At 41.3% G+C, this 13,055-nt stretch carries 13 protein-coding genes; 10 read left to right on the forward strand and 3 right to left on the reverse strand.

Going from position 1 to position 13,055, the window contains the following annotated elements; genetic code table 11:
• Positions 1 to 138: 138 nt before the first annotated feature.
• Positions 139 to 1,599, forward strand: a complete 1,461-nt coding sequence (locus R6U02_RS06940; RefSeq protein WP_410262884.1) for an alpha-amylase — start codon at positions 139 to 141, stop codon at positions 1,597 to 1,599.
• 45 nt (positions 1,600 to 1,644) lie between these two features.
• On the opposite strand, the gene R6U02_RS06945 is transcribed toward R6U02_RS06940, so the two are convergent.
• Together R6U02_RS06945 and R6U02_RS06950 are read right to left on the reverse strand one after the other, a co-directional pair.
• Positions 1,645 to 2,181, reverse strand: coding sequence for a YtxH domain-containing protein (locus tag R6U02_RS06945; protein ID WP_410262885.1), 537 nt, complete (start codon positions 2,179 to 2,181; stop codon positions 1,645 to 1,647).
• Between the two features lie 29 nt (positions 2,182 to 2,210).
• Complete coding sequence (locus tag R6U02_RS06950; RefSeq protein ID WP_410262886.1) at positions 2,211 to 2,672, reverse strand: hypothetical protein; 462 nt, start codon at positions 2,670 to 2,672, stop codon at positions 2,211 to 2,213.
• Between the two features lie 270 nt (positions 2,673 to 2,942).
• On the opposite strand from R6U02_RS06950, the gene R6U02_RS06955 reads away from it, so the two are divergent.
• From R6U02_RS06955 to R6U02_RS06985, 7 genes are all read left to right on the forward strand, one after another.
• On the forward strand, positions 2,943 to 3,464 hold the full coding sequence (locus tag R6U02_RS06955) for a PTS glucose transporter subunit IIA (RefSeq protein ID WP_410262887.1): 522 nt from the start codon (positions 2,943 to 2,945) through the stop codon (positions 3,462 to 3,464).
• Between the two features lie 112 nt (positions 3,465 to 3,576).
• Positions 3,577 to 4,290 (forward strand): response regulator YycF, encoded by a 714-nt coding sequence (yycF, locus tag R6U02_RS06960; RefSeq protein ID WP_410262888.1) that lies wholly within the window; start codon positions 3,577 to 3,579, stop codon positions 4,288 to 4,290.
• Positions 4,291 to 4,296: 6 nt separating this feature from the next.
• Positions 4,297 to 6,156, forward strand: a complete 1,860-nt coding sequence (walK, locus tag R6U02_RS06965; RefSeq protein ID WP_410262889.1) for a cell wall metabolism sensor histidine kinase WalK — start codon at positions 4,297 to 4,299, stop codon at positions 6,154 to 6,156.
• Positions 6,153 to 7,469 (forward strand): YycH family regulatory protein, encoded by a 1,317-nt coding sequence (locus R6U02_RS06970; protein ID WP_410262890.1) that lies wholly within the window; start codon positions 6,153 to 6,155, stop codon positions 7,467 to 7,469. The genes walK and R6U02_RS06970 overlap by 4 nt, the downstream gene beginning before the upstream one ends.
• Positions 7,459 to 8,370 (forward strand): two-component system regulatory protein YycI, encoded by a 912-nt coding sequence (locus tag R6U02_RS06975; RefSeq protein WP_410262891.1) that lies wholly within the window; start codon positions 7,459 to 7,461, stop codon positions 8,368 to 8,370. The genes R6U02_RS06970 and R6U02_RS06975 overlap by 11 nt, the downstream gene beginning before the upstream one ends.
• A gap of 94 nt (positions 8,371 to 8,464) precedes the next feature.
• On the forward strand, positions 8,465 to 9,274 hold the full coding sequence (locus tag R6U02_RS06980; RefSeq protein ID WP_410262899.1) for an MBL fold metallo-hydrolase: 810 nt from the start codon (positions 8,465 to 8,467) through the stop codon (positions 9,272 to 9,274).
• Between the two features lie 214 nt (positions 9,275 to 9,488).
• The gene (locus tag R6U02_RS06985; RefSeq protein ID WP_410262892.1) at positions 9,489 to 10,682 is read left to right on the forward strand and encodes a S1C family serine protease; all 1,194 of its coding nucleotides are present in this window, start codon (positions 9,489 to 9,491) and stop codon (positions 10,680 to 10,682) included.
• Positions 10,683 to 11,311: 629 nt separating this feature from the next.
• Here R6U02_RS06985 and R6U02_RS06990 read toward each other — a convergent pair.
• On the reverse strand, positions 11,312 to 11,734 hold the full coding sequence (locus R6U02_RS06990; protein ID WP_410262893.1) for an organic hydroperoxide resistance protein: 423 nt from the start codon (positions 11,732 to 11,734) through the stop codon (positions 11,312 to 11,314).
• A 121-nt stretch (positions 11,735 to 11,855) separates the two neighbouring features.
• On the opposite strand from R6U02_RS06990, the gene R6U02_RS06995 reads away from it, so the two are divergent.
• Both R6U02_RS06995 and rlmH read left to right on the forward strand, forming a co-directional pair.
• Positions 11,856 to 12,281 carry a MarR family winged helix-turn-helix transcriptional regulator gene (locus tag R6U02_RS06995; RefSeq protein WP_410262894.1) on the forward strand — a complete coding sequence of 142 codons (426 nt, stop codon included), beginning with the start codon at positions 11,856 to 11,858 and terminating at the stop codon, positions 12,279 to 12,281.
• A gap of 16 nt (positions 12,282 to 12,297) precedes the next feature.
• Positions 12,298 to 12,777 carry a 23S rRNA (pseudouridine(1915)-N(3))-methyltransferase RlmH gene (gene rlmH, locus R6U02_RS07000; RefSeq protein ID WP_410262895.1) on the forward strand — a complete coding sequence of 160 codons (480 nt, stop codon included), beginning with the start codon at positions 12,298 to 12,300 and terminating at the stop codon, positions 12,775 to 12,777.
• Positions 12,778 to 13,055 lie beyond the last annotated feature (278 nt).

A 13,055-nucleotide genomic window follows, 5' to 3' on the forward strand; every position in this document is an offset into this window, starting at 1 on the left:
ACAAGCTTTCTTTAACGGTTCATTTCAAGGGTGTTAAATGTTTGATAAAAGGCGTCAAAGTTGTCAAACACTAGCGTACACTGTAAAATAGTTAAGTGCAGTATGTCTTGCTACAGGTTAATGGAGGGAGAAAGAAAAATGAACGGGACGATGATGCAGTATTTTGAATGGGACTTGCCAAACGACGGAAAACATTGGCAGCGTTTAAAAGAAGATGCAGAACATTTGAAAGAAATAGGAATAACTTCTGTTTGGATCCCCCCTTGTTATAAAGGTACTGGACAAAATGATGTCGGTTATGGTGTTTATGATTTATTTGACTTAGGTGAGTTTGACCAAAAAGGAACGGTCAGAACCAAGTATGGAACGAAAGAAGAATTGATTGAGGCGATAGAAGCGTTACATGAGCATGACATTCATGTGTATGCTGACGTGGTCTTAAATCACAGAGGTGGAGCAGACGGAACGGAAACATTCGAAGCTACACCAGTGAACGAAGACAATCGTCATGAAGCTATCGGAGAAACCAGAGAAATCGAATCGTGGACCTATTTCAACTTTCCTGGAAGGCAAGGGGAATATTCAGACTTTGAATGGCACTGGTACCATTTTTCGGGGGTCTCAGAGGATGAGAAGACAGGTGACCATGGAATTTTCCGTATTGAAGGCGAAGGAAAGGGATGGGCTCCAGATGAAAATGTATCTGTAGAATTGGGGAACTATGATTACCTTATGTTTGCAGACATTGATTATAGTCATCCGGAAGTTGTTGAAGAGACAAAAAAATGGATTCACTGGTTCATTGATGAAACAAAGATTGACGGCATAAGGCTAGATGCGGTCAAGCATATTGACAGTGAATTTATGAAAGAGCTGATCGAAGACGTTAGAGAAACATATGACGAAAACTTCTTTTTTGTCGCTGAATATTGGCAACAACGCTATGAATTCTTAGAAGATTATTTAGAGGAAAATGATTATTCCATTTCGATGATGGATGTACGTTTCCACTTCGCTTTACATGAAGCCAGTAAACAGCACAGCGATTTCGACTTGAGAAAGTTAATAGATGGGACGCTTTATAAAAGTAATGCCGAGCAGGCGGTGACCTTTGTAGAAAATCATGATTCGCAGCCCAATCAAGCTTTGGAATCATATGTAGAACCATGGTTTAAACCAATCGCTTACGGCTTTATATTATTAAGCTCTTATGGTTACCCGTGTGTTTTTTATGGCGATTATTATGGATATAGTGGCAATGTGGATTATGAGGGCTGTCAATACGAGATCGAGACCTTGCTACATGCACGCAAAGAATATGCTTATGGCGAACAAAATAATTATTTAGATCACAGGAATTGTATCGGTTTCACGCGAATAGGAGATGACGAGCATCCGGAGGGGTGTGCTGTTATCATATCCAACGGAGACGAAGGGTACAAAGATATGTATGTAGGAGCTTTGCATGCGGGTGATATCTTTATTGACTTATTGAAAAATCGAGAAGAAGAAATAACGATTAACGAAGAAGGTCATGCAACGTTTCCGGTGAACGCAGAATCGCTGTCTGTCTGGATCAGAAAACCAAATTCAAAATAAAAAAGGGGTCCCTCTCTGTTTGAGGGATCCCTTTTTTATTTTGAATTAGTTGTTAGGATTTATTTTTAATGAAGCCTCATCTTCATCATCGGCAGCTGACTCATCGATTTGAAAATCTTCATCATCTGATAAGGCATTATCGTGTAAAGCTTCATCCACTTTATCTTTTGGAATAGCTTGATCGTGTTCGGGTTCGAGTGCGGTGTCTTTCACATCGCCGATTTTGTCATCTGTGTACATCGCTTGACTAGCTGAAATGGCATCAGCTTCTATTGTTCCTTGTCTTTCAGCTTCACTTAAAGCCAGGTCTCTTTCAATTTCTTCAATCGTCTGGTTTAACTTCGCTTGTTTTGCATCTAATTTAGCCTGTTCTGATTCTAATTCTCTCTCAGCTTCCATATATGATGTTTTAAAATCATCAACCAGATCCTGGGCTTTTTCTTCGCTTGAATCTTTTAATTTGAGGGCTTCATCTTTTAAATCTTCTCTAAATTCTTTTCCTCTTTTGGGAGCGAATAATAAAGCGGCAAAGGCGGAAGCAGCACTCATGAGTACAGCTCTTGATAAACTTACTTTTGGCATAATTCTTTCATCCTTTCAAAATAGACTAATTATGATGTTTGCGCGTTATTATCTTGGTGACGGTGCTTTTGCTTTTCAATTGTTCGTTTGAAAGCGCGTTTGAATGTTTCAGCTAAACGAGGGCCATCCGTTTTTAATTCCATATAGGTATTTTCTGCAATACCTTTCGAATAGTCACCACCATGCTCTTTTAAATAAGTTAAAGAATGAGACAAGCTAGACGCATAATCTGATAATTCGTTCATTCGTTCTAAATTGATTTCCGCAACGTCTTTGGTGCTGTCGACGCGTGTCATGATAAGATTCACTTTCTTTTGAAGCGCATCACCTTCGTTGGTAAAATGTTCGATCTGATCTTGTACAGTTGTTTGAGTCCGTTCAATATTTTTCAGTGTCGGTTTCATCTTTTTCATAGCATACACACCCATCCCGATAAGGAAAACAAGTGATACACCTAAAATAATGAGCGAAATAAGATAACCTAATTCCATCGTGTGCCTCCTTTACTGATCATTTTCATGGATTTTACGTCTATAGTATTAGAATACCATGAAGTAAAAATAACACCAACTAAAACGCTAATGAAAAAATATTGCTTGAAAGAGCTTTAATTGTTAGAATAGTAGCAACACAATAGGATTTTTGTGGTTTGTTATTGAAAATACAAAAATAGAGTGAAAAAAGCAACAAGGTGAGACTTGGAGAATGCTGCCACTGTGCCTTTTCAGATTAAAATCTGTCACTTTAAAAGGGAGAAGAAAATGAGTAGTCAGACTAACGAGTTTGGAGATCAAGATAGAGAGCAGGACCATAAAAGAAGGGAATTGATTTTGAGCGCGGTCACTGACGGAGAAATTATTCCGATAGAAGAAGTGCGGGATGATCTGTTCTCACAAAAGATGATCGGGAATGGTTACGCTATAATACCAACATCCGAAGTGGTGTATGCGCCCGTTTCAGGAAAACTGATCGAAGTGGCAGATGCTAAGCATGCGTATTATATCGAGACTGATGAAGGGCTGAAGGTGCTGGTTCACATTGGCATTGATACCTTACTGCTTAACGGTCAAGGTTTTCAAACCTCCTTGGAAAAAAACAGGCGTGTTGAAAAAGGAGATCAGCTGGCTACCTTCGATCTGAAATTGATCAGTGAGAGAGGATTCAAAACAGTTATCCCTGTTATCGTTTTAGAACATGAGTCAGTTGTCTCGTTAGAATTATTTCCAACAAAAAAAGCCAAAGCCAATGAAACACATGCCTTAAAAGTTGTATTAACTAAATAAGCACAGAGAGTGCGATGAAGTAAAATTGAACATGCCCTTTAGGTAGGGTATAATCGAAGTGAAAAGCACCGCAGCATTATGTACGCTAAAACAGTTCTGAGGAGGAACATCTTTGAAAAAGATATTAGTTGTCGACGATGAAAAGCCAATCTCCGATATTGTGAAATTTAACCTTGAAAAAGAAGGATTTGAAGTGGTCACTGCATTTGATGGAGAAGAAGCACTTCAAAAAGTTGAAGAAGAAAATCCGGATTTAATCATATTAGATTTGATGTTACCTAAAATGGATGGACTGGAAGTCTGTCGAGAAGTGCGAAAAACGAAAGATATACCTATTATCATGGTAACAGCCAAGGATCAGGAAATTGATAAGGTATTAGGTTTGGAGCTGGGGGCAGATGACTATGTCACTAAACCATTCTCAAACCGGGAATTAGTTGCGCGTGTCAAAGCTAATGTCAGAAGACAAGCATCCATTCAAAATACTGAAACTGCTAAAGCAGAAACCAATGATATCGAAGTGGGGGACTTAACCGTTCATCCAGACGCCTACATTGTTTCAAAACGCGGAGACTCTATCGAATTGACTCACCGTGAATTTGAATTGCTTCATTATCTGGCTAGACATATCGGTCAGGTGATGACTCGCGAACACTTACTCGAAACGGTATGGGGTTATGACTATTTTGGGGACGTTCGAACGGTAGATGTTACGGTAAGACGCCTGCGTGAAAAAATCGAAGATAATCCAAGTCATCCGAATTTCTTGGTGACACGCCGGGGCGTCGGGTATTACCTTAGAAGTCCTGAACAACAGGAGAAGTAGTGATTTATGAAAAAAAAGATTCGTTTTTATCAGTCTATAAACACTAAAATCGTGTTTGTGATTGTGTTATTACTTGTATTCGCCCTGCAGTTGATCGGGGCGAATTTTATTACCCAAATAGAACGTCAACTGATCGCTAACTTCCAGGAAGATCGCCAGGTACAAATGAGTTTTTTGGAAAGTACCATTCTTCCTTATTTAGAGATTGAAGAAAGTGGCGAACAGAGTGAGGTTGATCCAGAACAGGAAATCGGGGATCTACTGACTGAATTTTCAGGTAGTGGCATTACTGATCTTCAAGTTGTCGATTCCGAACTCATCGTTTTGGGAACAAGTGATACGACACAACAAAACATCGTGGGGCAGCTGTCCGATGATGTGGATTTAAGACAAGCACAAATAACAGAAAATTCGATACCCAGACAAGTCATCGATCAAGTCACCCAAAACAGAAGATGGAAAATGGTTGAACCTGTTTTTTCAAGCGGTGAAGAGTCTCAGTTCCTGGGTGCTATTTTAATGGAAAGCAATATCGAATCCGTGTACACTCAGATTTCTCAGATCACCTTGATCTTTTTACAATCCAGTGCGGTCGCAATCGTGTTGTCGCTTATTTTAGCCAACATGGTCTCGCGCGCGTTAACCAAGCCGATCAAAGAAATGCAGATTCAAACCCGGCAGATTGCTGAAGGAGATTATTCAGGTACCCTCAAAGTATACGGCGAAGATGAACTAGGTCAATTGGCCGGGTCGATCAATGATTTATCTGATGACGTTGCCGATGCACAAGAACTGATCGATGCCGAAAGAAGACGGTTGGACAGTGTGTTGACGCACATGACAGATGGCGTTGTCGCGACAGACAGACGTGGAAAAATCATGATCATCAATGAAATGGCCCAGTTAATGCTTGATAGAACTCAAGAGGATGCTCTAGGTCAGAATTTATTATCTGTGTTAGATATTGAAGAAGAGATCACGCTGCGTCGCATTTTAGAAAAACAAGACGAGATGCTGGTAAACAGTAAACAGAATGGGATACCCATCATCCTGCGTGCGTCCTTTTCCCTGATTCAAAGAGAATCGGGCTTCATCAGCGGGATAGTCTGTGTGCTGCATGACGTCACCGAACAAGAGCGTATAGAAGAAGAACGTAAACAGTTTGTATCCAACGTTTCACATGAGCTGCGTACGCCCTTAACGAGTATGCGCAGTTATATCGAGGCGCTGGCAGATGGGGCCTGGCAGGATCCGGATTTGGCTCCACGCTTTTTGGAAGTCACTCAAAATGAGACAGACCGTATGATCCGAATGATCCAAGACTTGCTGCACTTGTCACGCATAGATTCAGGAAAAAGCTCGCTGAATCTGGAAATTGTAGATTTAACAGAGATGCTTGATCATGTGCTTAACCGCTTTGATATGCTGATTCATTCAGCTGAATATGAAGGGAAAAATCATCAAATCAAAAAAGACATACTGCAAGAATCCGTTTTTGTTGAAGTTGATCCAGACCGAATCATTCAAGTCTTAGACAATATCATGAATAACGCTATCAAGTATTCACCAGATGGCGGTACGATCATAGGAAAAATGGAAAAAAGAGCAGACACTGTCTTGATCAGTATCCGTGATGAAGGCATGGGCATTCCCAAATCAGATATCAGTAAGATATTCTCTCGTTTTTATCGTGTCGATAGAGCACGGTCACGAGCCATGGGAGGAAGTGGCTTAGGTTTAGCTATTTCCAAAGAAGTGGTGGAACAGCACGGTGGTCGTATATGGGCCGAAAGCACGGAAGGTAAAGGCACGACGTTTTATCTCTCCCTGCCATATGTCCCATATGAAGAGGAGGAGTGGGAATGATCTGGTCCAGAATTAAACATGTACTCTTAACGGGATTGATCGGCTTAAGTTTGTTTTTGAGTTTCCAACTTTGGACAACGGGTGTTCAGCTGCGTGAGCCTTCATCAGGAGTGGGAAGCCCTGTTCCCGCTTCGCTGGTCGATCGTTCATTGACTGAAGTCTTTTCTCCCAAAAAGATCATCTGGCATCGCAATGCTTTAGGCAGAAAAATAGATGTCAACATACATTACACCGATGAATGGTTTGAAACGTATTTGCCGGAGATAACTTTTGGAGAAGTTCAATCGCCGCAGAGATTAAGTTACTCAGCCTATCAGGATTATCTGAATGATGAAAACTGGGTTGAATTTGTCTTTGATGCACCGGTGCCCTTTGGACTTTTCGAGGATGGTTTCAATGATTTACCGACGGATTATGAAAACCGCACGTTTACCCACGTATTCATGAACACCGATGATCCAGAGCGCGCCGGTTTCTATGATTCGCATAGTGAATTTTTATATCAAATCGAGGAAACTGACTATACAGTGGATATAGTCGATGAATTACTGCATTCAGAGGAGAACGTCTTGACGGATGTTGAACCTGTGGAAGTTAACGAGCGCTATCTCTATCTACCTGTAGAAGAACAGGAAGTGGAGTATCATGATTATCTCGTCGAACGTCTGCCGAATAATTTGTTTATCTATCAGTTTTTCACGGATACGTCAGAAATAGATGTGAGACGAACAGGTAGTACGACTCGGTACATCGATTTGACGACAGAAGTGAGAATCAATGATGCTACAAATACGTTGACATATTTGAGACAACGATCAGACATGGGTCAGATGACGTTTAGTGAGCGACTGCGCAGCAGTTATCAGGAGCTGACTCAAATAGAAAACTGGACCGAAGATGTGCACTATCAGGATTATGCTCCAGAAACGCACGAAGTAACGTTTCAACGGTATATCCAGGGGTATCCTGTCTACAGTTATCAGCAGTATGAATCGACGAATGAAATCACTGTCGTAGAAAGCGGCCGAACGAATCTGCGTGTCCCGCTTCGAGTCGTTCAAACACCTTTAACATTAACGGGTGAGCGGACGAAGATATTACCCAGTGGACGAGATATCATCGATCAACTTGAAGAAATGGAACTGGGTCTTGATTACATTGAAGATATGCGCATTGGCCTGACTTGGACGGAAAGTGAAGAAGATGAAAGGGTGGTTCATTTTGAACCTAACTGGTATGTAGAAGCACAAGGCTCATGGGTAGAAGTGGGTCGCTTTATCCAATCACAGGAGGAATCGCTAAATGGATTTTAAAAAAGTAGAAAACATCTTCCTGATCACCTTCTTGCTCTTAAATGTTTACCTGCTGGTCAGTTATTTAAATCGTAACGATATTCAACAGGCAACGAGTTCGCCTGGTCAAGTTAACCTGATTCGAGAAATGGAACAAATCGGTATTAATATTCCGACACTGCAGGAAGAAGAAAGAGACGTGTATTATGTTCAGGCGGATAGCAATCAATCATTGGAAGACAACGTGGATCAGCTGGAAAATCAGGCAGGTTCTGTCGCTGAAGATGGCTCACTTTATACGAGTATTTTATCGGATCCAATCGAAATCGAAGGGAATCCTGATGACGGATTCACCGAAGAGGACTATGCGAAACTGAATGCTTTTATTCTTGACGGTTCCGTCTTGTTTGGTGAAGAATATATGTATCTAAGATATGACCGTAGTCAGAATCGCTTTATCTATGCCCAGGAAGTCGAAGGTATTCCAGTAGCAGATGGAACGTCTGAGATCTCTCTGTTTTATGGTAGTGACGGAAATATTATCTCTTATCAGCAAAACTACGCCGGCCCAATGATTCCTCAGGGATCAACACAGTCAGTCATTACCGATAGGCAAGCCATTGAAATTCTTTTTCAGAACAACGAGATAAGTTCTAATTCCACTGTCGGAAGACCGATTTTAACCTATTACCGTACACTGCATCTGGAAGACTTGAGCATGTATGGACCGGTATGGTATGTGCCTGTTACAGATACAAGCGGAGAGCAAGTTCTACGGGTGGATGCCTTTGAACGTACGATCATCTCAGATCCAGTCACACCTGTCGTTCCAGAAGAACCAGAAGAAGAGGAACCGGATGAAGCCGATGATGAGGAAATCGATCCAGAAGAAGCAGAAGAACCCGATGAAAGTGCAGAATAAAGGATGAAGCACCTGGAAAAGTATTCTTGCTTGTAGGAGGAGACTTGTTGTAAAATAGACAATGAGTATTCGCAGAGAGAGGAATCAGTCCATGATGCAGTCAGAACAATCCGACCTGCGCATTAGTATTTTAGCTAGTGGCAGTTCAGGAAACAGTACCTATATCGAAACCGATCAAATGAAAATATTAGTTGATTGTGGACTCAGCGGTAAAAAAACGGTTGAGATGTTAAGCAAGATCGGGCGTCGACCTGAAGATTTGAATGCCATCTTAGTCTCGCATGAGCATACTGACCATATTAAGGGTGTCGGTATTTTAGCTCGAAAGTATAATTTAGATATTTATGCTAACGAAAAAACGTGGCAGGCGATGGAACCTAAATTAGGAAAATTAAAAGTTGAACAGAAGTATCATTTTTCAAACGAGAAAACGTTGACCTTAGGAGATATTGATATCTCAAGTTTTGCAGTTTCTCATGATGCTATCGACCCGCAGTTTTATACCTTCCAAAAAAACAATAAGCGCTTTGTCATGCTGACAGATACCGGATACGTCAGCGATCGCATGCGCGGCTTGGTTAAAGAAGCGGATGCGTACTTATTTGAAAGCAACCATGATCTGAGCATGCTTCGGATGGGCCGATATCCCTGGTCTTTAAAACAGCGTATCATTGGGGACAAAGGTCATTTATCCAACGAAGACGGTGCCTTAGCTTTAGCCGAGATCATCGGTGATCAAACAAAGCGTATCTATTTGGGTCACTTGAGTAGGGAAAACAATATCAAGGAAGTGGCACATCAAACGGTTGAAGAGATTCTGGAAAGAAAAGATACCGGTGTAAACGAACGTTTTCAGTTATTGGATACTGATCCGGATGAACCGTGTCGATTATTTACTTTATAGAAGCATAAAGCTTGTTTTCTCTTTTGACTATTTATCAAAAGAGAAAATAAGCTTTTTTTGTTTTTCAAAGGGAAGTTGATCAAAAAGCTTTCTGATACGATAAAAAAATAGATTATGTTAAAATTGTATCATAATATCATATGAAAAAAGACATAAAAATGTCATGATTTTAGACTAAAATGTATCTATGCAGGAAGTGTACTGGAGGAAGTAAATGATGAAAAAAAAATCTATCAGAGCTTTACTGACGTTGAGTCTAACAAGCGCGATGCTCGTTGGATGTGACTTGATCGACACTGAAACAGAATCGGATCCCGCCACAGAAGTGGAAGAAAATACCCCTGTAACAGAAGAGGGAGAAGTGCAAATTTCTGAAGTGCGAGTGGATGTTTCGTCGGACATTACGGATGCCGTTCAAGAAGTCGATGACGCTGTTGTTTCGGTCATCAACATGCAGCAGGTGGGGCAAGATCCTTATGGATGGTACGAGGGTTACGAAAATACGGATGAAGAAAACTTACAGCAAGTCGGCACGGGCAGTGGTGCAGTATATAAAGTAGACGGAGACACTGCTTATATTTTCACTAATAATCATGTGGTCGACGGTTCTGACGCCATCGAAGTGTTATTTAAAGATGGTTCCCGTGTCGAAGCTTCGGTTATTGGTGCAGATATCTGGACGGACTTGGCTGTTCTAGCTATCGACTCAGAAGTCGTGACTAAGACTGCACAATTCGGCGATTCAGAAAACTTAACAGTTGGAGAACCCGCTATTGCTATCGGTTCACCTTTGGGTACAAATTTTGCATCATCGGTAACCTCGGGAATCATTTCAGCCACAGGGCGAACGGTCCCTGTGGATACAAATATGGATGGAGAAAACGACTGGGAGATGATGGCCATCCAAACTGACGCAGCAATCAATCCAGGGAATTCAGGTGGCCCCCTTGTCAATATTGCCGGTCAAGTCGTTGGCATCAATTCTATGAAAATTTCTTTGTCGACCGTTGAAGGAATGGGATTTGCTATTCCGAGCAATGATGCTTTAGACATCATTAATCAGTTAGAGCGGAATGGCGAAGTGGTCAGGCCCGTTATCGGTGTAGGAATGGTTGACCTAGTAATGGTCTCACCCCAGCAACAGCAAGAGATACTGAACATGCCTGAAGATGTGACTGAGGGCATTGTAGTAGCAGAAGTTCAACCTGAAAGTTCGGCTGATAAAGCAGGACTGCAAGCCAATGACGTCATTGTATCGTTTAATGGCGAAGAAGTTGCGAATGGGATCGAACTGAGACAAGAGATCTATGACACGGAAGTGGGCGATGAAATTGAAATCGAATTTTATCGTGATGGTGAACGGCAAACAGCGACAGTAACCATGCAAAGCACCGATGAGACATTATAGACTAAAAAAAAACGAACACAGCCTTTAATTCAGGCTGTGTTCGTTTTTAATCTAGAGTTTTGGTCCCTTATCGACACGAGTGAGCAATAAGTCATTAGCCACTTATGCCGATTGTCAGCTAATCGGCATAAGTGTGACAGCTGTGAAGGGCCACTTGTGTCGATTCGATACGTATCGGTACGAGTGAAGAGAATAAAAGGGTTCACTTGTATCGCTTGAGCATCAGCTGACTTGAGTAGGTCAAAGTTATCCATGGGATAAAACCGTTCGGGTGTGGATAACTATTTCGAGAATACTTTTACAACAGTATTCCAGCGGGTAAAGTTATGCACAACTGCATAACTGCCTGTGTGTAACTAAATGACAACCAGATTTTTTATTTTTCTAAACACTGACATGAAAGCGTTTGTTTGGGTTTTTAAGATATTAACACAAAGCAATTTTTTTGTGCATAACTTTTAACTTAAATGAGTTATTTTTAAACGGTGATTCAAGCTTTCATAAATATAAACGGGAACAAAAAAATGTGGATATGTGTATAACTTTGTGGATAACTGTGAAAAAATGGGTGCACAAAAAGAGATTCCTTGTTAGACCAACAAAGAATCCCTGTGGATAGTGTGAACCACTTATAGAGCTTTAACTGTTTTTTTGACTTTCACATTTCCCTCGATAGCTCGGGAATAAGGACAGACTTCGTGTGCCTGATCCACTAACTCTTCGGCTTCTACTTGAGTGACTCCTTCGATTTCAACATAGAGTTCGACGCTTAAACCGAAACCCTTCAACTTTTTCTCGATACTCACCTTAGCTGTGACGGCAGAAGTGGTTTTCTTTTTCGCTTTTCGAGCAGATAACTGAAGGGCACTATCAAAACAGGCGGCATAGCCTGCCGAAAAGAGCTGTTCTGGATTGGTCGTTCCCTCGACTTCTTTGCCACCTAAACCTTTTGGCATAGATAGATCGAGGTCTAAATTTCCATCTGAAGATTTAACATGTCCCTTGCGACCACCAAGTGCAGTGGCTTCTGCTGTATATAATGCTAGTCCCATATAAACACCTCTTTGTTTTAATTGTCTATAATTTAATTGTACACAATTAAATTGATGTTGTCAAAGTGTATAAACTTATCAAATAACTTGCTATAATGAAAAGAAAGAGGAGTGTATGAACGTGACGAAAGATATTTTGAAATTAAGTAATCAATTATGTTTTCCACTATATGCAGCAACCAGACAGATCACCAAATTATATCGCCCGTTACTCGAGAAGTTAGGTGTGACCTATCCCCAGTATTTGGTCTTGCTGGTTTTGTTCGAAGAAGAGACGGTAACGGTCAAAGAGTTAGGCGAGCGACTGTATCTGGATTCGGGAACATTGACACCAATGTTGAAAAGGATGGAAGAACACGGTTTAGTCGAGCGTCGACGTTCAAGTGCAGACGAACGAGTGGTGGACGTAAGTTTAACGAGCAAGGGACGCGGAATAGAAAAGCAGGCGGAGGAAATACCCGTTAAATTCTCTAAAGAAGTACTGCTGGAACAGGACGAATTTGAAGATTTGAAACGCATTTTAACAAAAATACTCGATCAAGTTTAAACTAAGGGAGTCAATCATGGATATCACTATATTGTCAGTCGGTAAACTAAAAGAAAAGTACTTGAAAAAAGGGATCGAGGAATACACGAAACGTTTAGGTGCCTACACTAAAATCAAAGTTATAGAAGTGCCCGACGAGAAAGCGCCCGAAAAATTAAGCGAAGCTGAAATGGTTCAGGTCAAAGACAAAGAAGGCGAGCGTCTACTGGCCCAAATACCAGACCAGGCGTATGTCTTTGCCTTGGCGATAGATTCTAAAGAGCGGACATCCGAATCCTTTGCCAAAGAGATCGAACAGCTCATGATCCATGGTAAAAGCAAGATCGTCTTTGTCATTGGCGGTTCCTTGGGATTGAGCGAAGCCGTTATGAAACGAAGCGACACGACGATTTCTTTCGGTAAAATGACCTATCCACATCAGCTCATGCGTCTCATCTTAGTGGAACAGATTTACCGCGCCTTTCGAATCATGCGGAATGAACCGTACCATAAATAAATGAGGTTTTTTTCAAAAACCGCAGCTCGATCTGATACGGCTGTCTTACATGACACTAAAGGAATGTCACAATCATTTCTTAGAACAAGCTATGAACCTTACCATAAGTAAATGAGGGTTATTAGTAGTTTTTTAATGCTCATATTTATTACAATTGGGAAGCGATGGAGCCCCTGCGGGAGCAGCTCAACGTAGCACTCGCTCAAAAATGGCAGGAATGGGAAATCCCTCGGGAGGCAGAAAAAGACTGGCCGGCCAGGGCCCAGACCCTTCATAAA

Source organism: Alkalibacterium sp., from assembly GCF_046484155.1.
Taxonomy (GTDB): domain Bacteria; phylum Bacillota; class Bacilli; order Lactobacillales; family Carnobacteriaceae_A; genus Alkalibacterium.